Origin of the sequence: Ferrimonas balearica, assembly GCF_019802085.1 — a bacterium.
GTDB lineage: Bacteria > Pseudomonadota > Gammaproteobacteria > Enterobacterales > Shewanellaceae > Ferrimonas > Ferrimonas balearica_B.
The window spans coordinates 138,199-161,067 of the sequence record NZ_JAHVHV010000004.1; the positions used below are offsets into that span (position 1 = coordinate 138,199).

The window sequence follows — 22,869 nt, forward strand, 5'->3', positions numbered from 1 at the left end:
AACGAAAAAGGGCGCCATTCGGCGCCCTTTTTTATTGCTCCAACAGTCGGCTGTGCAGCTGCCTGACCACCCCATCCACCTGGCTGCCGTCCACCAGGAAGCAGAGGTTGTGGGGGCTGGCCCCCTGGCAGATCATCCGCACATTGTGCTGCTCCAGCACCTCGAAGACCCGCTTGCCAATTCCCGCGGTGTTGGCGATGCGATTGCCAATGACCGCCACCAGGGCGAGATCGCTCTCCACCTCCACCCGGCACATCTGCCCCAGCTCCGCCAGCAGCGCTTCGGTCAGCAGCTCTCGTCCGCCGCTGTCGGAACCGGTGCTGTCCAGGGTCAGCGCCACGGACACCTCGGAGGTGGTGATGAGATCCACGCTGATGCGGTGGCGGGCCAGGATGGCGAACAGCTCCGCCAGGAAGCCCTGGGCGTGCAGCATGTTGAGGCTGTGCACCGTAAGCAGGGTCTGCTGGCGACGCAGGGACACGGCCCGGAACACCGGCGTCAGCTCAGTGCGGTTGCGGATCCAGGTGCCGCCCTTCTCCGGCTCCCGGCTGCAACCGACAAACACCGAACACCCGGAACGCACCGCCGGCAGTATGGTGGCCGGGTGCAGCACCTTGGCGCCAAAGGTGGCCATCTCCGCGGCCTCGTCGAAGGAGAGCTCCGGGATGGCGCAGGCGGAGGGCACCAGGCGGGGATCGCAGGTGTAGATCCCATCCACATCGGTCCAGATCGCCAGGTTGTCCGCCGCCAGCGCTTCGGCCAGCAGCGCGGCGCTGAAGTCCGAGCCGCCCCGCCCCAGGGTGGTGGTGTGGCCGGCGGCGTCGGCGCCAATAAAGCCCTGGGTCACCACCCGCTCTGCCCGCATCAGCGGCACCAGGCTCTGCTGCGCCAGCGCGGCGATGTCGTCCAGCAGCGGGGTGGCCCGGCCATGATGGCCGTCGGTGCGCATTACGGTGCGCACATCAAAGCAGGTGGCCGGCTCCCCCCGTTGGCGCAGCAACTCGGCAAACAGCAAGGAGGAGCACTGCTCCCCCAGCGCCAGCAATGCGTCCACGGCGGCCGCGTCGGCGGGCGTCCCGGCCAGTTGAGCGCTCAGGGTGTCCATCTCGGTCAGCAAGCTGTCGAGGCGGGCGGCCACCGAGGCCGGGTGACCCAGGTCATCGAGGATCTGGTACTGGATCTGGGCGATCTGGGCCAGCAGCGCCAGGCGGGCGTCCGAATCGACGACGCCGGCGGACAGCGCCACCAGGAGGTTGGTCACGCCGCTGGAGGCGCTGACCACCACTACGCGCACGCGTTCATCCGCCAACACGATGTCGGCACACCGACTCATGGAGGGGTAATCGGCCACGGAGGTGCCGCCAAACTTGGCCACGGTAACCGGGGAGGAGTGAGGATTGAGGTTGTTCATTGGGCTCCGAACCTAAACTGTCGTTCGGAGAGCCTGGACAAGGTCGACCACGCGGGCAGGACGCGCCGCGAGGGGTCTTCCAGAAGCTCTCCACCTACATCAAATGGGTGACAGCCCCGGGGATTCAGCCCCGGCAGCCGATCCGGCCCCCTGCGAATGGGGCCTGGACCTCGGCGTTGCTCCCCCTGGGCCGGGATCCTGGGAGTTCGCACTCCTGCTCCGGCTTACCTGGACAACGCACCTCTTCTGTTCTCCCAAGCGATGGGAGAGCGCCAATCTCACCCTAAAAACGCGAAGCTGTCAAACGCTGCAGGGCCGCACGTTACCCCAGCCCTCTTTTGTGAGCGCCATCACACTCCTGCTCCACTGTTTACATCTGTGCCCCAAGATGGGTCGACTGATGCCTTTCGGGCGGTGCCAATGGGGCAAATGGCACAAGGCGTTAACCAGAGTGGCCCAAACAAGGCCACTTTGGAGGGGGAAGAGGGGCCATTGGCATGCCCCGCCCCCCAAAATCGACTACAACTTCGCCACCTGCTGGCTTACTTTTCCCAAAATTCCGTGGCTTGCGCCCCGTCAATTCGTCATCTTTTTGTGATCTTTCGCCCAGTTTCGATGCGCCGTTAACAAAAGTTGGCCAACTGTTGAACCGAACTGAGGTAATTTGTTCCCACGAGGCGAGACACCCAAATCGATGCAGGTGGGCGCCTTATGGGAAGCAAGCGGCCCTCGGCAACAAATTTGCCCTGGCTGAATGTGGCAATAAAAGGGACTTTGCATACGCTTAAGGTTAGTGGACGCCCACTGGCTTTTGATTGGTATCGAACAGCGCTTTAGGTAGCTAAACATGCAAAATCCGCACATCCTCATCGTTGAAGACGAAGCCGTAACCAGCAACACTCTCAAGAGCATCTTCGAAGCCGAAGGCTACAACGTTACCGTGGCCGTTGACGGTGACGAGATGCACAACGCTCTGAAGAACAACAAGATCTCCCTGGTGATCATGGACATCAACCTGCCCGGTAAAAACGGTCTGTTGCTGGCCCGTGAGCTGCGCGAGCAGGACGACATCGCCCTGATCTTCCTGACCGGCCGCGACAACGAAGTGGACAAGATCCTGGGTCTGGAGATTGGTGCCGACGACTACATCACCAAGCCGTTCAACCCCCGTGAGCTGACCATCCGTGCTCGCAACCTGTTGAACCGCATCGTCAACGCCGGTAAGACCACCGACGAGAAGCCCCAGGTGGAGTACTACCACTTCAACGACTGGACTCTGGAGATCAACAGCCGCTCCCTGATCAGCCCCGCCGGCGAACCCTTCAAGCTGCCGCGCTCCGAGTTCCGTGCGCTGCTGCACTTCGTCGAGAACCCGGGCAAGATCCTGTCCCGCAGCGATCTGCTGATGAAGATGACCGGCCGTGAGCTCAAGCCCCACGACCGCACCGTGGACGTGACCATCCGTCGCATCCGCAAGCACTTCGAGAGCCACCCGGAAACGCCGGAGATCATCGCCACCATCCACGGCGAAGGCTACCGTTTCTGCGGTGCCCTGGGTAACGAGCAGTAAGCCTCGTCCCAGCACAAAAAAAGGCTGCCCTCGGGCAGCCTTTTTTGATCCGGCTCGCGACTCAGGCGCGGCTGGTCAGGTAATCCTTGAGGCTGGCCAGATCCGCGTCCAGGTGGTCCCGGATCGCCTGGAACCAACTCTGGTGCTCGGGCTCCCACTGGGGCTCATCGCCACACTGCAGTGCCTGGGACAGCTCCTGGATCCGCTTCAGACCGACAGAGCCGGCGGCGCCTTTAAGCTTATGGGCTTCCGACAGCACCAGATCCTTGTCCCCCGATTCCAGCCCACGGGCGATGGCGGCAACGTATTCCGGCGCCATCTGCTCAAACACCACCACCGACTTCAACAGGGTGCCGGCGCCAATGGCAGCACAGTATTGATCGAGGGTGACGGTATCCAGATGCTCGAGAGCAGCTTGAGTCATGGGATTCTCCAGTGTCGAGGGTAAGCGCATCATTGCTGGTCCAAAATTACCATGGGATGCCAAGGGTCACAACACGCGCGCTTTTCCATCACCCTGACGGTTAATAAATGGTATTCTCCCAGCCCGAATCGATAACCTCCTAATAAATAGTGGGAAGATGCGAGCTGTCACCTTAGCTGTATTGGGTGCGCTGACCTGCGCTCAGACCGTCCAGGCGGGCGAAGTCCCGCTGCCTGCCAAACAGATCCAGACCTTCAACCTGTTCAGTCAGGGACACCAGTTGGAGCAACCGCTGGTGGTCTACCGCCACGGCGCCCGCACCCTGGTGCCACTGCAGGCATTGAGCGCCGCACTGGGCTTCGACATCCAGGTCAATCCCAACACCGCCTCCGCCAGCGGCTGGATCGTGGGAGAGAACGCCAACTTCATGCTGGATCTCAACCAGGATGAAGCGCGCCGCGGTTTCGAGCGCTATGAGCTGGACCCGGAGCGCCCCTGGGGACGGGACAGCGCCGACCTCTACCTGGACGCCGAGCTGATCCAGCAACTGCTGCCGTTGACCCTGAGTTTCAATCGGCCCGCCAGCCGCCTCTCCATCAACAGCCCCTATCCCCTGCCAGCGGTCGTGCGGCTGGAGGAGCAGCAACAGCAACTGGCCCAGCTGGGCCTGCAACATCGATTCCACAGCGCCGGGTTCGACCCCATCCACCCCCACGTCTACGAAGACTTCTCCGATCCCATGGTGTTCGCCTACGCCAATGCCGCGGTGCTGGGGGAGGACATGCTGTCCCAGGATTACCAGCTGGGCCTCATCAGCACCGGTGATGTGCTGGGTCAGAGCTACGAGTTCAACTACACCAAGCTGGCCAACGAGCGCAGTGAATACCGGCTGCGCTTCTCCCGGGACCTGGGGGACGTCAGCGAAAACCTGCCTCTCAACCTGGGGCGTTACCAGGCCGGTGACATCAGCTACCTGGGGGACAACCTGCTGCATGGGGCCAGCGAGGGCCTGGGTTTCCAGATCAGCAACCTGGCCAGCACCAAGTCCAACCGCTTCGGCACCACCGCCCTGGAGGGCAACGCGCCGCCGGACTGGCAGATCCACCTCTACCGCAACGGTGTACTGCTGGCCTTTACCCGGGCCGACAGCTCCGGCCGCTACCGCTTTTTGGACGTGCCGCTGATCAACGGCGCCAACGTCTTCGAACTGCACCTGTACGGCAACAACGGCGAGCACCACATGCGCCGGGAGACCATCCAGTCCGGCCAGCACGTGGGCAAGGGCGAGGTGGGCTTCAACGCCATGTACCTGGACAACACCCAGTTCGTGTTCAACAGCCTGCGCCCGGACGAGGAGGAGGATCTGGGGGCCCGCCGCCAGTTTGCCCTGCGCGCCGATTACGGCCTCACCAACCGCATCAGTGCCGGGATCAGCTATCACCAGCAGCAACTGGCCTACGACGACTGGGGCCGGGTGGAGCTGGAGGATCGCCACTACCTGGGGGCCAACCTGGCGGCGGACCTGTTTGGCGGCAGCTGGGTGCTGGAAGGGGTCCGGGACGACGAGGGCAACAACGCCTACATGGCGGGCTGGAACACCCGGGTGGGCAGCAACCACCACTTCCGCCTCAACCACAGATACAACGGCGACATGCGCTCGGACCGCGTTGACCAGCAGGACCGCGCCCTGAAGCGGGAGACCGAGGCCTGGTTCGAGGGCCAGACCTGGCGCCTGGGGGGCTGGCAGTACGCCTTCGGGGCCGCCCATAACGCCCCCCAAGACGGCGGCGAAGCCTTCTCCGTCTACCAGAACCGCCTATCCACAAGGGTCGGGCCGCTTAACTTCAGCCACACCTACTTCTACGACACCCAGTACGACGACCGCCTGGCCCGTCAGAGCGGGGAGCTGCTGTTCACCACCAGCGGCTACGACTGGAACCTGTCAGGCCGGGCCGAGTACCAGTGGGGCTACGGCGTCGAGGAGATGGAGACCCGGCTGCACTGGCGCCCCTACCACAGCATCTACAACCAGACCCTGCTGTGGTACGCCGACCCGGTGGACCGCAAGAGCCGCTACGGCATCGGCCACGAGATCGCCTACCGCTTCCGCTGGCTCACCCTGGGCCTGCAGGGGGGGATCGACACCCGAGGCAACTGGCAGGTCAACACCACCGCCACAGTAGCAATCAACTACAAGGACAACCGTGACGGCGCCCCGCCGGAGGCCTTGCGGCCCCAGCTGTCGGACCTGGTGGTGCGGGTGTTCGTCGACGCCAACAACAACGGCCACTTCGACCGCAACGATCTGCCGCTATCCGGGGTGGCCATCAATACCGCCCCCAGCTGGCCCCGGGAGGTGAGCGACGACCAGGGCGAGATCCTGCTCCGTCAGGTGCCCAGCACCAGCCTCTACCGCATCGACATCGATCCCCGCCAACTGCCGCCGGGGATGGCGCTGCGGGATGGGCCCCTCGAGGTGATGCCCATGGCGGGCCAGCGCACCGAGGTGGACCTGGCCCTGGTGCGGGTGACCGACATCGACGGCACCCTGGTGACCCGTCACGGCCCGGTCTCCGGGCTGACCCTCACCCTGGCGGATCTGGAGCACCAACCGGTGCACCAGACCCGCAGCAGCGCCGACGGCCAGTTCCAGATGAACGGGATCCGCCCGGGCAACTACTACCTGGTGCTGGACGACGGTCAGCTGAAAAGAGAGGGGCTCAAGGCCCAGGTGCCGCTCTACCCGGTCAACATCGGCAGCCAGGGCGAGCCGCGCCGGGACTGGACCATCGAGCTGGAGATCCTGCCCGGCAGCCCCCACGGCCCCTCGGTGCAGGTGGCCCAGACCCTGGTGGAACCGGAGGTGATCCAGGACAACCCGGTGGTGACCCCGGTGGCCAGCCTGCCGCCCCCGGCCAAGCCCCTGTCGCGGATGGCGGACGACGATTACACCCTGCAGCTCTCCGCCAGCCGCGAGGCGTTCAACCTGCCCCGCCTCAAGCGCCAGTTCCCGGCCCTGTCACTGGAGCAGATCACCGTGATGCGCGGCGGTCGGCCCATGCACCTGCTGCTCTCCGGCCAGTACCCCAGCGTCCGCTCCGCCCAGTTCGGCATGCGGGATCTGCCCAAGGAGTTCGCCAACGATCTGCCCATCGTCCGACGTGTGGGGGATCTCAAGCGCGAGGCGGTTACCCCAAGCGCACCGGCCAAGCCGACCCAGGCGGCGAGCCCCCGTCCGGCGACGGATACCGGCGACGCCGACGCCTGGCTGGCGGCCCAGCCGGCCGGCAACCTGACCTGGCAGCTGGCGGCCACCAAGGCCCGCAGCAGCGCCGAGGCCTTTATCCGCAACCACCAGCTGCCGCAGCCGGTGGTGATCCACCAGCACAACGGCTGGTACCAGATCCTGTGGGGCAGCTTTGACGACCGGGCCAGCGCCAACGCGGCGCTTAAGGCCCTGCCCAATGCCCCACAAAATCCATGGTTGCGTGGCATCGGCGGCTTGCGATAGGGTGTGCTGCCCCAAAAGTCGCCGCACTTGGGATCCAATCGAGTTTTTGGAACGGGTTCATGCAAACTTTGGGCATGTGTACCGCTTGGGGGGCGTGTTATAATCGCCGCCCTCTTGCAGTACCGGGTGGAAACAGATGACGGAGAACCTTAGCATGCCGACAACGATGCCCGACGTGGCCAGCAGCGCAAAAGCGCAAGTCAGCGGCACACTGGATTGGGTCGGGATGAGCAACATTGAATTGCCGATGACCATCAAGGCCGACGACGGCCAGGCGCGGCAGATCAGCACCCGGGTCGAAGCCTTTGTGAACCTGGCCGAGCCCCAGGCCAAGGGGATCCACATGTCACGCCTCTACCTGGCGCTGGACAAACTCTCCCTGGAGCAGGAACTGACCCTGCAGAGCCTCAAGGGCCTGCTGGACGGTTTTATCAGCAGCCACGAGGCCCTGTCCGACCGGGCCCAGGTGACCTTCGCCTTCGATTACCACCTGCGTCGTCCGGCCCTGATCTCCGGTAACCACGGCTGGCGCAACTACCCGGTGACCCTGGTGGGCCGCCTGGACCAGGGCAAGCTGGACCTGGAGCTGAAAGTGGAAGTGGCCTACTCCTCCACCTGCCCCTGCTCCGCCGCCCTGGCCCGTCAGCTGATCCAGGAAGCCTTCGAGCACCAGTTCCACGGCGAAGAGCAGCTGAACGCGGAAACCATCCACCAGTGGCTGGGCACCACCGCCGGCATCGTGGCCACCCCCCACAGCCAGCGCAGCGTGGCCGAGGTCAAGGTCAAGCTGGCCGACAGCCTCACCGAGCTGCCGATCCTGGCCCTGGTGGAGGCGATCGAGGGCGCGCTGAAGACCCCGGTCCAGGCCGCGGTAAAACGGGAAGATGAGCAGGAGTTCGCCCGCCTCAACGGCCAGAACCTGATGTTCGTGGAGGACGCCGCGCGTAAGCTCAAGTACGCCCTCAACGAGCAGGCCGGCTACACCGATTTCTGGCTGCGGGTGAACCACCTGGAAAGCCTCCACGCCCACGACGCCGTGGCGGTGGACACCAAGGGCGTCGAGGGCGGCTACCTGCCCTACTGAGCCCTGGCTCCATCCCAGCAAAAAGCGCCGCCTTCGCGGCGCTTTTTTGTGCCCGGATGAGACCGACTCGGTGGGGAGAGGCACAAAATCCCCTTCGACCCAGACTCAGACCAAAAGGGCGACAAACCCTGTTAATCTGCTCATAAATCATAAGGTTAATCTTTGTTTCCCGGGCCATTCCTCGGCACCATGGCGACGCAGACGTCCCGATGGAGGCGCGCCATGACCCCACATTCAAGGAGTAACCGATGAACGGAACCGCCAAGACCCCTTTGCTGATCGCCCTGCTGATGTTGGCCCCCCAGGTCCAGGCCGAGGAACAGCTGGTCAAGCACGCCAGAAACGCCGGCATCACCGCCTGCCTCTCCACCATCGCCGATCTCGAGCAGTTCTTCGGCGCCGGCAACAACTACGGCTCCTGGTCCACCTGGGCCAGCGACAAGGCGGACGACCAGATCTTCAACTCCGCCATGGAGATCACCTTCTCCGACGGGGTACACCTGATTGACCTGACCGTGGCCCCCACCAAGGACGGCCACTGCTCCTACGCGTACACCCGCACCTGGAGCGCGGAGCAGAACTGCATGGCGGTCTCCCGCCAGGACTTTATGAAGGGGGCCAGCTACAAAACCGAGCTCAACGCCAACGTCGCCGCCTTTGAAGACGGCACGGCGCGGCTGTTCCTGATGCCCTCGGGCAACAGCTGTGTGCTGCAGAAAAAAGAGGTGGGGATCCGCCACAAGCGCCAGGGCGAGTGATCGTCGGGCCGGCCAGTGCGCCGGCCCGTTGTTTATTGGGGGGTAAAGGGGCGGCCCAGGGCGCTGCCCTGGCCACCGTCGCGCTCGAGCCGGGCCACCAGCTGGTTCATCACCAGCCACTTGTCGCCACACCAGTCGGGGGCGATCAGCTCCGGCGGGCGGGCGTAGGCGCTCACCCGGTGATACACCACCTCAGGCGGGGTCTGGCGGATAAGCCCCGCGGCACAATCGCTGTAGGTGGCCTCGTCCCACAGGGGCAACCGGCCGGCCCGCCACTGCTTGGCCATGATGCTGCCCTCCACCACGTGCAGGGGATGCAGCTTGAGCCCGTCGGTGCCCTCCGCCAGCACCCGTTGCAGGGTGGTCTCGCCGTGCGCCGGGGTCTCCCCGGGCAGGCCCAGGATCAGGTGGGTACACACCTTGAGGCCGTAGAGCCGGGCCCGAGCCACGGTCTCGGCGTAGGCGGCAAAGTCGTGGCCGCGGTTGATCCGCTTCAAGGTGGCGTCGTGGGCGCTCTGCAGCCCCAGCTCGAGCCACACCTCCATCCCCTGCTGCTGGTAACTGGCCAGCAGCGCCAGCACCTCGTCCGGCACACAGTCCGGTCGGGTGCCCACGCAGATCCCGACGATGTCCGACACCGCCAACGCCTCCTCGTACTTGCGCTTAAGCACAGCGTACTCGTCGTAGGTGGAGGTGTAGGCCTGAAAATAGGCCAGGTAGCGCCGGTCCGGTCGGGTGGTGATCCCTTCCCGCCGGACTCGGCCCGCTTCGAGCTGCGCCGCCACACTCTCCTGGCTGCCGTGCTCGGCGCTGAAGGAGGAGACGTTGCAGAAGGTGCAGCCCCCCACCCCCAGGTTGCCGTCCCGATTGGGGCAGGTAAAGGCGGCGTCGATGGTCAGCTTGTGGATCTTCTGGCCATAGCGGGCCGTCATGTAGTGACCCAGGGTATGGACGTATCGGTTCAGTCCCACGGCGGGCTCCGGCGATGAAAAAACGCGCAATGATACCAATCGATGAATCCAGCGGCGGCGATCCGGATCACAGCCACCGGCGATAATCGATGGTTATCGGCCCATAATTCCGCCCCCGAAACCCACTCGCCGCGCGCGCTTGGGCCTTGGAGCCACCGGATGGGGCCCCGCCATGGCGCAGGCGCGCGCCAAAAGGGCGCAACCATCGGCTTCGCTTCGGGTCCAACTGCATATCGACCCGCTCTGGCCTACCCCTAGCCGGCCCCAAAATCAACCGCTTTGATAGCCAAAGAGCATGGTGTCATGGCCCCTTCTCAGTGGTCAGGCGAGTTGACCCGGCTCCGGCTGTGGAAGTAATTTAGTTGGTTCGATTGCATAAATATGTGGTTGCACCCGTATCGGGCATGCGGTAGGGCAACCTTGGAGGAAAGGAATGGCGCTGTATCAACCAGGGTATGAACGGGAAAATTGCGGCTTTGGCCTGATCGCCCATATGGAGGGCGAAGCCAGCCACCGCGTGGTGCGCACCGCCATCAGCGCACTGGACCGGCTGCAGCACCGAGGCGCCATCGGCGCCGACGGCAAGACCGGTGACGGCTGCGGTCTGCTGATCAAAAAACCCGACGCCTTCTTCCAGCGCATCGCCGAAGAGAGCGGCTGGCGCCTCTCCAGCAAGTACGCCGTGGGCATGATCATGCTGGGCCAGGACCCGGTCCGCGCCCACCACGCCAAGTCGGTGCTGCAGCAGGAGCTGGAGCGGGAAACCCTGTCGGTGCTGGGCTGGCGCGATGTGCCGGTCAACCTGGACAGCCTGGGGGCCATCGCCGCCCAGAGCGTGCCCACCTTTGCCCAGGTGTTCGTCAACGCCCCGGTGGGGTGGCGCAGCCGGGACCTGGAGCGCCGCCTCTTTATGGCCCGCCGCCGGGCGGAGAAGCAGCTCAGTGACGACCCGGACTTCTACATCTCCAGCCTCTCCGGCCAGGTGATCGTCTACAAGGGGTTGATGCTGCCCCGGGATCTGCCCACCTTCTACCCCGACCTGGCGGATCTGCGGATGGAGAGCTCCATCTGTCTGTTCCACCAGCGCTTCTCCACCAATACCCAGCCCCGCTGGCAACTGGCGCAGCCGTTCCGCTACCTGGCCCACAACGGCGAGATCAACACGATCAACGGCAACCGCCAGTGGGCCCTGGCGCGGCAGTACAAGTTTGTCTCCCCCCTGCTGCCGGACCTGCAGGACGCCGCCCCCTTCGTGAACCAGTCCGGCTCCGACTCCTCCAGTTTGGACAACATGCTGGAGCTGCTGCTGGCCGGCGGCATGGATCTGAAGCGAGCAATGCGCCTGCTGATCCCGCCCGCCTGGCAGTCCAACCCGGACATGGACGCCGATCTCAAGGCGTTCTACGACTTCAACTCCATGCACATGGAGCCCTGGGATGGCCCCGCCGGGGTGGTGCTGACCAACGGCCGCCACGCCGCCTGCGCCGTGGATCGCAACGGCCTGCGCCCCTCCCGCTACGTGATCACCAAAGACCGCATCCTGACCCTGGCCTCCGAGGTGGGGATCTGGGACTACCAGCCGGACGAGGTGGTCGAAAAGGGCCGGGTGGGCCCCGGCGAGCTGCTGGTGCTGGACACCTTCACCGGCAAGCTGCAGCGCTCCTTCGAAATCGACGAGGATCTCAAGAGCCGCCACCCCTACGCCGAGTGGATGAAGGCCAACTCCCGGCGCCTGGTGGCCGGCGACAACCTGCCGGCGGAAGCCGCCGGCCAGGCGGAGTGGGACAGCACCACCCTGCTGCGCTACCAGAAGCTGTTCAACGTCTCCCGGGAGGAGCTTCGGGAGATCCTCTGGCCCCTGGCGGAGGGGGCCGCGGAAGCGGTGGGTTCCATGGGGGACGACACCCCCATGGCGGTGCTCTCCACCCAGGTGCGCTCCCTGTTCGACTACTTCCGCCAGCAGTTTGCCCAGGTCACCAACCCGCCCATCGATCCCCTGCGGGAAAAACACGTGATGAGCCTGGCCACCTGCATCGGTAAGGAGCAGAACCCCTTCAACGAGACCACGGGGCACGCCAACCGGGTGATCTTCGACTCCCCGGTGCTGCTCTACAGCGACTTTGCCCAGCTGCGGGCCCTGGACAACGACCACTACCGCTCGGAGCTGATTGAACTGAACTACGATCCCGCCGAGGGGCTGGAGGCGGCGGTGACCCGCATCGCCGACGAGGCGGAGGCCGCCGCCCGTGGCGGGGCCACCATGGTGGTGCTCTCCGACCGGGCCATCGACGCCGCCAAGCTGCCGGTGCCGGCGCTGATGGCGGTGGGCGCGGTGCAACGTCGCCTGGTGTGCCAGCAGCTGCGCTGTGACACCAACATCGTGGTGGAGACCGCCAGCGCCCGGGATCCGCACCACTTCGCCGTGCTGCTGGGCTTTGGTGCCACCGCCATCTACCCCTACCTGGCCTACGAGTCCATCGCCGAGCTGGCCCGCCAGAAGGGCCAGGCGGACAACGCCCGGGAGTGGCTGCTCAAATACCGCGCCGGCATCGATAAGGGGCTGCTCAAGATCCTCTCCAAGATGGGGATCAGCACCGTGGCCAGTTATCGCTGTTCCCAGCTGTTCGAGGCGGTGGGCCTGTCCGACGCCGTGGTGGCCCTGTGCTTCAAAGGGGTCGCCTCCCGCATCCAGGGCGCCGATTTTACCGACATCGAGGCGGATCAGGCCCGCCTGCACAAGACCGCCTTCAAGCGCCATCAGCCGCTGGTGCACGGCGGTCTGCTCAAGTTTGTCCACGGCGGCGAATACCACTGCTTCAACCCCGAGGTGGTGCAGGCGCTGCAGCAGGCGGTCAACAGCGGCGACCAGGCCGCCTACGACCGCTACGCCGAGCTGGTGGACCAGCGCCCCACCGCCACACTGCGCGACCTGCTGGCCCTCAAGCCCGGCCAGGACGCGGTGGAGTCCGACGCGGTGGAAGGGGCCGAGCGCCTCTATTGGCGCTTCGACACCGCCGCCATGAGCATCGGTGCCCTGGGGCCGGAAGCCCACGAGGCCCTGGCGGTGGCGATGAACACCCTGGGGGGGCACTCCAACTCCGGCGAAGGGGGGGAGGATCCCCGCCGCTTTAACAGCCCGGGCAACTCCCGCATCAAGCAGGTGGCCTCCGGCCGTTTCGGCGTCACCGCCGCCTACCTGATGAGCGCCGACGTCATCCAGATCAAGGTGGCCCAGGGGGCCAAACCCGGTGAGGGGGGGCAGCTGCCCGGCCACAAGGTGAGCGCCGAGATCGCCACGCTGCGCTTCAGCCGCCCCGGGGTGACCCTGATCTCCCCGCCGCCCCACCACGACATCTACTCCATCGAGGATTTGGCGCAGCTGATCTTCGATCTCAAGCAGGTCAACCCCAAGGCCCGGGTCAGCGTCAAGCTGGTCTCCGAGCCGGGGATCGGCACCATCGCCTGCGGCGTGGCCAAGGCCAACGCCGACATGATCACCGTCTCCGGCTACGACGGCGGCACCGGCGCCTCCCCCCTGACCTCCATCCACTACGCCGGCAGCCCCTGGGAGCTGGGTCTGGCGGAGGTGCAGCAGGCGCTGGTGGCCAATGGCCTGCGCCACAAGGTGTGCCTGCAGGTGGACGGCGGCCTCAAGAGCGGCCTGGACGTCATCAAGGCCGCCCTGTTGGGGGCCGAAAGCTTCGGCTTCGGCACCGCCCCCATGGTGGCCCTGGGCTGCAAGTACCTGCGGATCTGCCACCTCAACAACTGCGCCACCGGCGTGGCCACCCAGGACAAGCGCCTGCGGGACAAGCACTACCACGGCACGCCTGAGAAGGTGATGCGCTTCTTCCGCTTCGTCGCCGAAGACCTGCGTCGTCACATGGCCGCCCTGGGGGTCACCGAGTTCAGTCAGCTCATCGGCCGCACCGACTGGCTGGCCCAGCTGCCGGGGCAGACCCCGCGCCAGGGCCGCCTGAACCTGAGCGATCTGCTGGAGCGGGCGGTGCCCGGTGAGGACACCGCCGCCTACAGCACCGAGCTCAATCCCCCCCTGGACCAAGGCGAGCTCAACCAGCAGATGCTGGGCCTGGCCGCCGAGGCGATCGCCGCCAAGCAGGGGGGCGAGTGGAGCCTGCCCATCCGCAACACCGACCGGGCCGTCGGCGCCACCCTGAGCGGCCAGATCGCCCAGCGCTGGGGCAACCAGGGGATGGCGGATCAGCAGCTGCAGTTCCACTTCACCGGCACCGCCGGCCAGAGCTTCGGCGTCTGGAACGTCGGTGGGGTGCGCCTGGCGCTCTCCGGCGACGCCAACGACTACGTGGGCAAGGGGATGACCGGCGGGGAGCTGGTGGTCAAGACCCCGGAAGGGGTGGCCTACGAGGGCCATGAGTCGGTGATCATCGGCAACACCTGCCTCTACGGCGCCACCGGCGGCAAGCTGTTCGCCTCCGGCCGGGCCGGGGAGCGCTTCGCGGTGCGCAACTCCGGTGCCGTGGCGGTGGTGGAGGGCTGCGGCGACAACGGCTGTGAATACATGACCGGCGGCGTGGTGGCGGTGCTGGGCAGCACCGGGGTGAACTTCGGCGCCGGCATGACCGGCGGCTTTGCCTACGTGTTCGATCAGCACGATGACCTGGATCGTCGCCTTAACGGCGAGCTGGTGGAGGCCCTGCCGGTCACCGAGCCGATGATCCAGCACCACCTCAAACAGCTGCTGCAGGCCCACCTGGAGGCCACCGGCTCCGAGCGGGCCGCCGAGCTGCTGCGGGATCTGACCCACTGGCTGCCCCGCTTCAAGATCGTCAAACCCCGGGCCAGCGCCCTGGGCGAGTTGCTGGCGCTGCAACACAGCCAGGAACTCAAGGTACAGGCCGGCTAAGGAGGAGAGCCCCATGAGCAACGATTTTCAATTCCTCGACGTCGACCGCGAGGATCCGGCCAAGCAGGCGCTGACCACCCGGACCACCGACTTTGTCGAGATCTACCGCCCCTTCGAGCAGGAGGCGGTGGACCAGCAGGCCGACCGCTGCCTGGATTGCGGCAACCCCTACTGCGAATGGAAGTGCCCGGTGCACAACTACATCCCCGACTGGCTGCGCCTGGCCAAAGAGGGGCGCATCTTCGAGGCGGCGGAGCTGTCCCACCAGACCAACTCCCTGCCGGAGATGTGCGGTCGGGTCTGCCCCCAGGACCGCCTCTGTGAGGGGGCCTGCACCCTGAACGACGACTTCGGTGCCGTCACCATCGGCTCGGTGGAGAAGTACATCACCGACACCGCCATCGCCATGGGCTGGACCCCCGACCTGTCCGGCGTTGAACCGCGCCCCGAGCACGTGGCCGTGGTGGGCGCCGGCCCGGCGGGGCTGGCCTGCGCCGACGTGCTGCGTCGCAACGGCGCCCAGGTCACCGTCTACGACCGCATGCCGGAGATCGGCGGCCTGCTGACCTTCGGCATTCCCAGCTTCAAGCTGGAGAAGGAGGTGGTGCGCAAGCGCCGCGCCCTGCTGGAGGGGATGGGGATCCGCTTCGAGCTGGGGGTCGACATCGGCCGCGACAAAAGCTTCGAGGATCTGCTGAGCGGCCACGATGCCGTCTTCCTGGGGCTGGGCACCTACAAGGCGATGCAGGGCGGCCTGCCCGGCGAGTCCGCCAAGGGGGTTCACCAGGCCCTGCCCTTCCTGATCGCCAACACCGCCAAGCTGGAGCGTTACGCCACCGAACACCCCTACATCGATCTTAAGGGCAAGCGGGTGGTGGTGCTCGGCGGTGGGGACACCGCCATGGACTGCGTGCGCAGCGCCGTACGCCAGGGCGCCACCAGCGTCCAGTGCGCCTATCGCCGCGACGAAGCCAACATGCCCGGCTCCGCCCGGGAGGTGCAGAACGCCAAAGAGGAGGGGGTGGAGTTTCTCTTCAACCGCCAGCCGCTGGGGATCGAGACCAACGCCAACGGGGAAGTGGTGGCGGTGCGCTGCTGCGAGACCCGCCTGGGGGAGCCGGACGACAACGGGCGCCGCCGCCCGGAGCCGGTGCCGGACTCCGAGGTGCTGCTCAAGGCCGATGCGGTGCTCATCGCCTTCGGCTTCCAGCCCAGTCCGCCGCCCTGGCTGGGCCAGCACGGCATCCTTACCGACGAGTGGGGCCGGGTGCGCGCCCCCCAGGGGGGTCAGTACGCCTTCCAGACCAGCCACCCCAAGGTGTTTGCCGGGGGCGACATGGTGCGCGGCTCCGATCTGGTGGTCACCGCCATCGACGAGGGCCGGCGAGCCGCCGCCGGCATTTTGGATTTCCTGGATACGCTCTAGCGGTACCGCGTTCCCACTGTTTGGCCCCGCCCGTTGCGGGGCCTTTTTTTACTCCTTGACCAGGGAGCCCGAGCGGGGCCCGTCAGCGATGCAGCGCACCAGTGTGCGGCCCCAGGGGGTCATCTGACCGAGCAGGGCCCCAAGGGTCAACCAGACCCCGAGCCCCAAGACCACCCACAACAATAACCACAGGTTCATACCGCCTCCCATGCCGTGTTGCCTGCCTCTGTCCTGATCTTGGCACCCTGGCCGGCGCGCACCTTGGCCGGGATCAAGTTCCCGGCCGGTTTCATCACACTGCAACAAAAAGGCCCCCGCATTGCGGGGGCCTGGGACTCAGCCCTGGGGGGCGTCCATCACGTTTGGCGGTGTCGAGGCCAGCGCCCCGTGCACCCGGATGCTCAGCTTGACCGACGTCACCCGGTCACCCAGTTGCGGCTCCCGGTCCGGGCTGAAGTGGTACACCCCGGGCTCAAGCTCCTCCAGGGTGCCCACGCAATCCGGCACCTCCTGGCCACAACCGAAGCGATCGCTGGTGTGCCAGGGCATCGAGAAGGCGGTGTCGTAGGCCCCGGCGTAGCCGAGGAAGGTGACGCTGTAATCCGACGCCCCGGTGACCGCCAGCCCCGCCCCGTTATCCAGGGTGAAGCTCAGGCTGCCGTCCGGCGCCAGCTCGGTCAGGGTCAGCGCCAGTTCGGTGGCCTCGTCCACCGGCACGCTGCTCGGCGGGGTCGGCCCCTTGTCATCGCTGCTGCACCCGACCAGGGCCAGGGCCAGCGCGGCGCTCAACAGACGTTTGCTCATAACCCCTCCCGGTCTCAGTTGTGGCAGTCGCTGCAGGTGGCGTCGGCGTGGACGCCGCTCAGGCCGGCACCCACATCATGGGGGCTGTGGCAGGTCTGACACTCCATCTGGCTGGCCACGTCGGTGGCGATGTAGCTGTCCGGCTCCGCTTTGCTGCTGCTGTGGCAGGAGAGGCAGTCGGCGTTGCCCGGGGCCTGGGTGTCCGCTTCCAGGGTGCCGTCCACGGACTGGTTGAGGAAGCTGACGGTGGTGTAGGCGATCTCGGCGGTCACCTGGGCGCAGCGCTCCAGCTTGGCCTGGTGGCTGGAGCCGTAACGGCTCTGCTTGGACCACAGGGAGACGGAGGTGTGGCACAGGATGGAGTTGGCCACCGACTGACCCAGCTTGTCGGCGGTCAGCGGCTCGCCGGCGTCGTCGTTGCGGGTCGGTGCCCCGATGGCACTCAGGAAGGCCTCGTCACCGCGGGGCATGGGGGTGTGCTCGTAGTAGCGGAACACCGAGCGGATCACCGCGGTGCGATCCACGCCGGCCAGCATGTTGACCGCCATGGCAGAGGCGTTTACGCAGCCACAGAGGGTGCCCCAGCCGGCGATGCCGCCCCCGCCGTAGGCGGCGATGTTGGTGGGGATGGCCGCGAAGTTACACGCGTCCTCGTGGCCCATCTCCGCCAGCTCCTGGACGATGGCGTCAAACACCCCGTACATGCAGCCGCCGCGGCCGTAGCCGTCGTAGGCCCGTTTGGCCACCGCCATGGGATCCAGTTTGACGTAGCCGAGCAGGTTCTCGGTCAGATCCCCGCCCCCCTCGCTGCCGATGCCGATCTGGTTGTCTCCGCTGCACGATTCCGCCGCCATGGCCTTGGGCCCAATCAAGGCGGTGCCCGCCACGGTTCCGGCGATCCCCATAATGCGGCCCATGGCCTGGCGTCTGTCCAGAGTCATTCTCTCATTCCCCTACAAGTATCAATGTCTGTCCCCGACCCGGTCGGCGACCCTGGAGCCAGTCTAAGGAGCCAAAGCGAGGCCCGGTGCGCCGCGCATCACACTAATCTCGGGGCCGGTTTTACTCCGCATCAGACGAAACCCGCCGAAGATTCCTCGCCGATTGGCGCCTGTTTTTCATGCGTCGCTCACACCTTCCCCGCTCGACCAACGGCCCGGGGTTACCACTATGGGCACTAATGTTGATTAGCGGTGAATTTGCCCGGGCAAATCGAGGCAAATTCACGGAGGCGGATCACAGCGACGAAGATGGGCGAAAGACCGGCCTGGTGAGACGAAAGATCAAGGGCTTTGCCACTGCCGGAGGGTGGAACCCAGATCACGGCGAGGGAGCGCCGGGGCCGCTAGACTGTGGGCCAATGATTCGCCATCGACCGACCAGGACATGATCCCAATCGGCCCGTGCCGCTACGACAAAGACAGCAAGCGTCTGGAGAACCCCCAGGGGGAGATCTGGGACCTGCCCCGCGCCGAATACTTGGTGCTCTCTACCCTGCTGGCCCACCTGGGCGAGCCGGTGAAGAAGCGTGCCCTACGCTGCGGTCCCTTCGATGAGCCCCAGGTCAGTGAGTCCGCGGTGGTGCGGGCGGTGTTCCAGCTGCGCCACTTCCTCCAGGACGAGGAGCACTGCCTGATCCAGACCGTCAAGGGGGTGGGCTACCGCCTCTGCCTGCCCAGCGCCGAACCGGCGGGGGCGGCTCCGGTCGATACGCCCGAGGCCTCCCCAACCCGCCGTGCGCCCCGCCGCTGGGAGCGCCTGGCGCTGTTGGGTCTGGCGGCGCTGGCCCTGGGCCTTCTGGTGATCCACGGCCCGGTGCGCCACTGGCCGTCGGGGGAGAGCGGGCCGCAATTGCCCAGCCCGGTCAGCATTCCCCTGCCGGGGGACGAGGCGCTGGCGCTCTACTGGCTGAGCCCCGCCAGCAGCCACGTGCTGGATCTGTCCCAGATGCAGCGCAAGCTCACTCGACTGTTCTCCGATTGCGCCGCCTCCCCCTGGCAGGAGGTGTACGCCTCGCTCTCCAGCGATCAGCGGGTGCTCAACCTCACCCTCTATGGCCAGGAGAACCACCACACCCGGCTGCGCAACCTCAAGATCAGCGATCCTCGGGGCAACCCCAACTTCCTTCCTCCCAGCTGGCAACAGAAGGAGCTGCTCTGTGACTGACGCCTCCATCAGCGCAAAATGGCTCTGGGCCCTGGTGCCGGTGTTGTTGGTGCCCCTGCTGGCGGTGCACTTCTGGCCGCGCACCGGCAGCGACACCCTGATGCTCAACTGCCACAACGAGCTGTACGACAGCGACCGTTCCGACGAGATGCAGCACTACATGATCGCCGACTTCGTCATGTACGGCGCCTCGGCGCGGATCTACTACCGCTACTACACCCCCGAAGGGCAGCCGGTGGCCAACATCATCATGCAGGGGGAGCGCCAGGAGCACAGCGACACCCGCTTCCCCCTGGCGATGAGCCTGGTCAAGCACGAGGTGCTCAGCGAGGGCGAGCCCCTGCCCGCCCACTACCGCCAGCAGCTGCAGTTCAGCGAACGCAACCTGGCCAATAACGGCCTGCACTACACCAGCATCGAGGTGCTCAAGCACGACCCGGACAGCCAGTCCATGGTAGTCCGCTTCCACCCCAGCCAGGCCGTCTGCTCCTGCGTCTACAGCCGCTGACGGCGGTGACGCCTTCGGGGCAATGGTGGTATCCTTGCCCCACTTTCCTTCCCACGCTTTTTTAGGATCTATCGTCATGAAAATTGGCATCATTGGCGCCATGGAGCAGGAGGTGGCCCTGCTGCGCAGCCACCTGGATGACCTGACCATCGAGACCGTCGCCGGCATCGAGTTTTACCAGGGGCGCCTGGGTGACCAGGCCGTGGTGCTGACCCGCAGCGGCATCGGCAAAGTCACCGCCACCATCGCCACCACCATCCTGATCGAGCGTTTCGCCCCCGACTACGTGGTCAACACCGGCTCCGCCGGCGGCTTTGCCCAGGGCCTGGCCATCGGCGACATCGTGATCTCCTCCGAGGTGCGCCACCACGACGTCGACGTCACCGCCTTCGGCTACGAGATGGGCCAGCTGCCGGGCCAGCCGGCGGCCTTCCGTCCTCACCCCAAGCTGGTGGAGGCCGCCAAGGGCGCCATCGCCTCCGTAGGGGAGGTCAAGGCGATCGAGGGGCTGATCTGCACCGGCGACAGCTTTATCGCCGATCCCGCTCGCACCCAGGTGATGCTGTCCCACTTCCCGGCCATGGCGGCCTGCGAGATGGAAGCGGCGGCCATCGCCCAGACCTGCCACCAGTTCGGCACCCCCTTCGTGGTGATCCGCGCCATCTCCGATAACGCCAACGACGACGGCGCCGTCGATTTCGACAGCTTCATCGTCAAGGCCGGTGAACACTCCGCCAAGGTCGTGATGGCCATGGTGCAGAAGCTGAGCTGACCGAGCCATCATGGACGCGGCCCTGGGTCCCTACAGCGCCCTGCTGGCACCCCCGCTGGTGCTGGCATTGGCTTACCTGCTGTCGATGCTGGTGCCGGAGGCCTGGCGCCCCCGCTATCGCCTGGCGCCCCTGGCCGAGTCCCTGGCCCGCAAGACCAACAAACCCCAGCACACCCCCCAGCAGCGTCGCCTGGCCGGCGTCCTCTCCCTGGGGCTGCTGGCGTTGCCGCTGTTGTCGGCGGTGGCGCTGATCACCGGCCTGGCGGCCTACGCCCTGCCTTTCGAGCTGGCCCTGCTGGCCTGGCTGCTGCCCGGCCCCGCCCTGGCCAAGGACAACGAGGCCCTGGCGGCCCGGCTGTTGGCGGGGCAGAAGGAGCAGGCCCGCAGCCTGCTGGCCCCCTGGACGGTGCGCGACACCTACAGCCTCTCCCCCATGGGCCTGACCAAGGCCGCCATCGAAGCCCAGCTGCAGCAGGAGCGCAGCCAGCGCTTCGCAGTGCTGTTCTGGTATGTCCTGGGGGGCCCGCTGATGGCCACCGCCGCCTGGCTGAGCAACGAGCTGGTCCGCGTCTGGCACCGGGATCGCCCCGGCATGGGCTGCTTCGCCCACTGGCCCACCCGGGTGGCCGGCGTGCTGATGTTGCCGGTCAATGCCCTGCTGGCCGCCACCCTGGCGCTGTACGGCGCCCCCCTGGCCCCCTGGCGGGCGCGCCACCAGCTCAGTGGCGACTGGGAGGCCCGCAGTCACCAGTGGCCCCAGCTCAGCCTGGCCTGGAGCCTCGGCAGCCAGCTGGGTGGCCCCTGGCAACTGGAGGGCCAGCGTCGGATCCGTCCCCGCCTGGGCCCCGACACCCCGCCGGCGCAACCGGATCTGTTGCGCACCCGGCGTCTGCTGAGCTACGCCTGCTGGCTGTGGCTCTCCCTGCTGTTTCTGTTCGGTGCCGCCCTGGCGATGTTGCGCCACGGCGCCCTTTGATATCGACCCATCATGCAACTGAGTCTGACCACCCCGGCCCTGCTGTTTCCGGCCATCTCCCTGCTGCTGCTGGCTTACACCAACCGCTTCCTCTCCCTGGCGGCGCTGATCCGCTCCCTGGCCAACCAGGGCGCCGATTGCACCGTGGCGGAGGCCCAGATCGCCAACCTGCGTCACCGAATCCGACTGATCCGCTGGATGCAGGAAGCCGGTGTCCTGAGCTTTGCCCTGTGTGTAGTGAGCATGCTGCTGATATATTTAGATAAACCCGGCTTTGCTTTCTGGAGCTTCGGCGCCAGCCTGGGATTGCTGATCCACTCCCTCACCCTGTCGGTGGTGGAGATCCGCATCTCTCAGAAGGCCTTGGACATCTTCCTCGACGGGCTGAAACGATGAGCGACTTCATCTACGTCTTAGACATCTTTGGCACCATGGTCTTTGCCATCTCCGGTGCCCTGGCCGCCGGCCGGCTGCGGATGGACCCCTTCGGGGTGCTGGTGCTGGCCGGGGTCACCGCCGTGGGCGGCGGCACGGTGCGGGACGCCATCCTCGGCGCCACCCCGGTGTTCTGGATCACCGACACCAACTACATCTGGGCGGTGATGCTGACCGCCGTGGCGGTGATGCTGCTGGTGCGCTGCCCCCGGCGACTGAGCGGTCGCTGGTTCCAGGTGGCCGACGCCCTGGGGTTGGCGGTGTTCACCATCATCGGCGCCCAGAAGGCCCTGCTGTTCGGCGCCTCACCGATGATCGCGGTGATGATGGGCACCATGACCGGCGTGGTGGGCGGGGTGATCCGGGACGTGCTCTGCCGGGAGGTGCCCCTGGTGCTTCGCACCGAGATCTACGCCACCGCCTGCATCGTCGGCGGGATCCTCTACACCGGCGCCCTGGCACTGGGGATGACCGCGGTATTGGCCGCCTCCCTGGCGATGCTGGGCACCCTGGCGCTGAGACTGGCGGGGATCTTCTGGGGCTTGTCTCTGCCCGCCTTTGCCCTGGATAATCCCAAGTCCCGCTGAATCTAAGGAGGTCGACCGTGCGTTTCCTGCTGATATTGCTGCTGAGCCTGCCCCTGGGGGCCCTGGCCGCCGAAGAGGTGGACCCCAGCCCGCAAACCCCGGAAGCGATCCAGCTGGCCCAGGACTACATGGCCGCCCTCACCAACCGCAACTACAGCCAGCTGGCCCAGTACTACGATCGGGAGAGCGTGCTCACCGACCGCATGGCGGGCAAGTCGATCACCGGCCGCCGGGACATCCTGGCCTTTCTGCGCCGGGTGCACACCTACACCCAGGAGTACTACTTCAACTCGGATCACCTGTTCTACAAGGGCTCCCGGGTGGTGATGATCGGCAACTACTACTACAAGGCCCGGGGCGATCTGTTCGGCTACCCCGGCCAGTCCATCACCTTTGCCCTGCCCGGGGTCACCACCTTGAAGCTGGATCTGGAGAATCGGCGCATCGAGGAGCACATCGATTTTCTCGACTACGCCACCATGGAGGATCAGCTCTCTTCCCACCCCTCACTGTCGGTGCCCTAGCCCCTTCCACGTCCGTCAGAAAAACGCAACTTGACAGCGTTTTCAATCTCTTACCAT

The 22,869-nt window shown here is 66.1% G+C and carries 19 protein-coding genes and 1 riboswitch; of the genes, 13 read left to right on the forward strand and 6 right to left on the reverse strand.

Annotation, left to right across the window (positions count from 1 at the left end):
* Nucleotides 1–31: 31 nt before the first annotated feature.
* Nucleotides 32–1,411, reverse strand: a complete 1,380-nt coding sequence (gene lysC / locus KUV81_RS15695) for a lysine-sensitive aspartokinase 3 (RefSeq protein ID WP_222544843.1) — start codon at nt 1,409–1,411, stop codon at nt 32–34.
* A 75-nt stretch (nt 1,412–1,486) separates the two neighbouring features.
* A riboswitch (Lysine riboswitch) is annotated at nt 1,487–1,665 on the reverse strand.
* A 593-nt stretch (nt 1,666–2,258) separates the two neighbouring features.
* On the opposite strand from lysC, the gene arcA reads away from it, so the two are divergent.
* Nucleotides 2,259–2,981 carry a two-component system response regulator ArcA gene (gene arcA, locus KUV81_RS15700; RefSeq protein ID WP_222544844.1) on the forward strand — a complete coding sequence of 241 codons (723 nt, stop codon included), beginning with the start codon at nt 2,259–2,261 and terminating at the stop codon, nt 2,979–2,981.
* A gap of 61 nt (nt 2,982–3,042) precedes the next feature.
* Here arcA and KUV81_RS15705 read toward each other — a convergent pair whose 3' ends face one another.
* Nucleotides 3,043–3,405, reverse strand: coding sequence for an Hpt domain-containing protein (locus KUV81_RS15705; protein WP_222544845.1), 363 nt, complete (start codon nt 3,403–3,405; stop codon nt 3,043–3,045).
* Nucleotides 3,406–3,562: 157 nt separating this feature from the next.
* On the opposite strand from KUV81_RS15705, the gene KUV81_RS15710 reads away from it, so the two are divergent.
* The 3 genes from KUV81_RS15710 (at nt 3,563) to KUV81_RS15720 (ending at nt 8,758) form a co-directional block, all read left to right on the forward strand.
* Nucleotides 3,563–6,916: an SPOR domain-containing protein gene (locus KUV81_RS15710; protein ID WP_222544846.1), complete on the forward strand. Its 3,354-nt coding sequence runs from the start codon at nt 3,563–3,565 to the stop codon at nt 6,914–6,916.
* A gap of 154 nt (nt 6,917–7,070) precedes the next feature.
* Nucleotides 7,071–8,000, forward strand: coding sequence for a GTP cyclohydrolase FolE2 (gene folE2, locus KUV81_RS15715; protein ID WP_222544847.1), 930 nt, complete (start codon nt 7,071–7,073; stop codon nt 7,998–8,000).
* 248 nt (nt 8,001–8,248) lie between these two features.
* Entirely contained in the window at nt 8,249–8,758 is a 510-nt protein-coding gene (locus KUV81_RS15720) for a hypothetical protein (protein WP_222544848.1), read from the forward strand.
* A 32-nt stretch (nt 8,759–8,790) separates the two neighbouring features.
* Here the strand turns inward: KUV81_RS15720 and KUV81_RS15725 are convergent, their stop codons facing one another.
* Entirely contained in the window at nt 8,791–9,729 is a 939-nt protein-coding gene (locus tag KUV81_RS15725) for a TIGR01212 family radical SAM protein (protein WP_222544849.1), read from the reverse strand.
* Nucleotides 9,730–10,162: 433 nt separating this feature from the next.
* On the opposite strand from KUV81_RS15725, the gene gltB reads away from it, so the two are divergent.
* Together gltB and KUV81_RS15735 are read left to right on the forward strand one after the other, a co-directional pair.
* On the forward strand, nt 10,163–14,614 hold the full coding sequence (gene gltB, locus KUV81_RS15730; RefSeq protein ID WP_222544850.1) for a glutamate synthase large subunit: 4,452 nt from the start codon (nt 10,163–10,165) through the stop codon (nt 14,612–14,614).
* A gap of 13 nt (nt 14,615–14,627) precedes the next feature.
* Complete coding sequence (locus KUV81_RS15735; protein WP_222544851.1) at nt 14,628–16,040, forward strand: FAD-dependent oxidoreductase; 1,413 nt, start codon at nt 14,628–14,630, stop codon at nt 16,038–16,040.
* A gap of 48 nt (nt 16,041–16,088) precedes the next feature.
* Here the strand turns inward: KUV81_RS15735 and KUV81_RS15740 are convergent, their stop codons facing one another.
* The 3 genes from KUV81_RS15740 to KUV81_RS15750 all read right to left on the reverse strand — a co-directional run bounded on the left by KUV81_RS15740 (nt 16,089) and on the right by KUV81_RS15750 (nt 17,785).
* Complete coding sequence (locus tag KUV81_RS15740) at nt 16,089–16,238, reverse strand: hypothetical protein (RefSeq protein ID WP_222544852.1); 150 nt, start codon at nt 16,236–16,238, stop codon at nt 16,089–16,091.
* A gap of 138 nt (nt 16,239–16,376) precedes the next feature.
* A complete protein-coding gene (locus KUV81_RS15745) occupies nt 16,377–16,844 on the reverse strand; it encodes a hypothetical protein (RefSeq protein WP_222544853.1) in 468 nt (155 codons plus the stop codon).
* A 14-nt stretch (nt 16,845–16,858) separates the two neighbouring features.
* Nucleotides 16,859–17,785 (reverse strand): C-GCAxxG-C-C family (seleno)protein, encoded by a 927-nt coding sequence (locus KUV81_RS15750; protein ID WP_222544854.1) that lies wholly within the window; start codon nt 17,783–17,785, stop codon nt 16,859–16,861.
* Nucleotides 17,786–18,230: 445 nt separating this feature from the next.
* Here KUV81_RS15750 and KUV81_RS15755 point away from each other — a divergent pair, with 445 nt between their 5' ends.
* The 7 genes from KUV81_RS15755 to KUV81_RS15785 all read left to right on the forward strand — a co-directional run bounded on the left by KUV81_RS15755 (nt 18,231) and on the right by KUV81_RS15785 (nt 22,812).
* Nucleotides 18,231–19,010: a transcriptional regulator gene (locus KUV81_RS15755; protein WP_222544855.1), complete on the forward strand. Its 780-nt coding sequence runs from the start codon at nt 18,231–18,233 to the stop codon at nt 19,008–19,010.
* The gene (locus KUV81_RS15760) at nt 19,003–19,518 is read left to right on the forward strand and encodes a hypothetical protein (RefSeq protein ID WP_222544856.1); all 516 of its coding nucleotides are present in this window, start codon (nt 19,003–19,005) and stop codon (nt 19,516–19,518) included. The genes KUV81_RS15755 and KUV81_RS15760 overlap by 8 nt, the downstream gene beginning before the upstream one ends.
* A gap of 76 nt (nt 19,519–19,594) precedes the next feature.
* A complete protein-coding gene (mtnN, locus tag KUV81_RS15765; protein ID WP_222544857.1) occupies nt 19,595–20,290 on the forward strand; it encodes a 5'-methylthioadenosine/S-adenosylhomocysteine nucleosidase in 696 nt (231 codons plus the stop codon).
* A 10-nt stretch (nt 20,291–20,300) separates the two neighbouring features.
* On the forward strand, nt 20,301–21,266 hold the full coding sequence (locus KUV81_RS15770; protein ID WP_222544858.1) for a cobalamin biosynthesis protein: 966 nt from the start codon (nt 20,301–20,303) through the stop codon (nt 21,264–21,266).
* 12 nt (nt 21,267–21,278) lie between these two features.
* The gene (locus KUV81_RS15775; RefSeq protein WP_222544859.1) at nt 21,279–21,662 is read left to right on the forward strand and encodes a DUF2721 domain-containing protein; all 384 of its coding nucleotides are present in this window, start codon (nt 21,279–21,281) and stop codon (nt 21,660–21,662) included.
* Nucleotides 21,659–22,288 (forward strand): trimeric intracellular cation channel family protein, encoded by a 630-nt coding sequence (locus KUV81_RS15780; protein WP_222544860.1) that lies wholly within the window; start codon nt 21,659–21,661, stop codon nt 22,286–22,288. Before KUV81_RS15775 ends, KUV81_RS15780 begins: the two co-directional genes overlap by 4 nt.
* A 17-nt stretch (nt 22,289–22,305) precedes the next feature.
* Complete coding sequence (locus tag KUV81_RS15785) at nt 22,306–22,812, forward strand: nuclear transport factor 2 family protein (protein ID WP_222544861.1); 507 nt, start codon at nt 22,306–22,308, stop codon at nt 22,810–22,812.
* Nucleotides 22,813–22,869 lie beyond the last annotated feature (57 nt).

Excerpts from the sequence above, each read along its gene's own strand:
- KUV81_RS15770 (WP_222544858.1), top strand. The coding sequence starts at position 20,301 with ATGGACGCGGCCCTGGGTCCCTACAGCGCCCTGCTGGCACCCCCGCTG.
- KUV81_RS15705 (WP_222544845.1), bottom strand. The coding sequence starts at position 3,405 with ATGACTCAAGCTGCTCTCGAGCATCTGGATACCGTCACCCTCGATCAA.
- gltB (WP_222544850.1), top strand. The coding sequence starts at position 10,163 with ATGGCGCTGTATCAACCAGGGTATGAACGGGAAAATTGCGGCTTTGGC.
- folE2 (WP_222544847.1), top strand. The coding sequence starts at position 7,071 with ATGCCGACAACGATGCCCGACGTGGCCAGCAGCGCAAAAGCGCAAGTC.
- KUV81_RS15720 (WP_222544848.1), top strand. The coding sequence starts at position 8,249 with ATGAACGGAACCGCCAAGACCCCTTTGCTGATCGCCCTGCTGATGTTG.
- mtnN (WP_222544857.1), top strand. The coding sequence starts at position 19,595 with ATGAAAATTGGCATCATTGGCGCCATGGAGCAGGAGGTGGCCCTGCTG.
- KUV81_RS15755 (WP_222544855.1), top strand. The coding sequence starts at position 18,231 with ATGATCCCAATCGGCCCGTGCCGCTACGACAAAGACAGCAAGCGTCTG.
- lysC (WP_222544843.1), bottom strand. The coding sequence starts at position 1,411 with ATGAACAACCTCAATCCTCACTCCTCCCCGGTTACCGTGGCCAAGTTT.
- KUV81_RS15710 (WP_222544846.1), top strand. The coding sequence starts at position 3,563 with ATGCGAGCTGTCACCTTAGCTGTATTGGGTGCGCTGACCTGCGCTCAG.
- KUV81_RS15775 (WP_222544859.1), top strand. The coding sequence starts at position 21,279 with ATGCAACTGAGTCTGACCACCCCGGCCCTGCTGTTTCCGGCCATCTCC.
- KUV81_RS15740 (WP_222544852.1), bottom strand. The coding sequence starts at position 16,238 with ATGAACCTGTGGTTATTGTTGTGGGTGGTCTTGGGGCTCGGGGTCTGG.
- KUV81_RS15780 (WP_222544860.1), top strand. The coding sequence starts at position 21,659 with ATGAGCGACTTCATCTACGTCTTAGACATCTTTGGCACCATGGTCTTT.
- KUV81_RS15745 (WP_222544853.1), bottom strand. The coding sequence starts at position 16,844 with ATGAGCAAACGTCTGTTGAGCGCCGCGCTGGCCCTGGCCCTGGTCGGG.
- KUV81_RS15750 (WP_222544854.1), bottom strand. The coding sequence starts at position 17,785 with ATGACTCTGGACAGACGCCAGGCCATGGGCCGCATTATGGGGATCGCC.
- arcA (WP_222544844.1), top strand. The coding sequence starts at position 2,259 with ATGCAAAATCCGCACATCCTCATCGTTGAAGACGAAGCCGTAACCAGC.
- KUV81_RS15735 (WP_222544851.1), top strand. The coding sequence starts at position 14,628 with ATGAGCAACGATTTTCAATTCCTCGACGTCGACCGCGAGGATCCGGCC.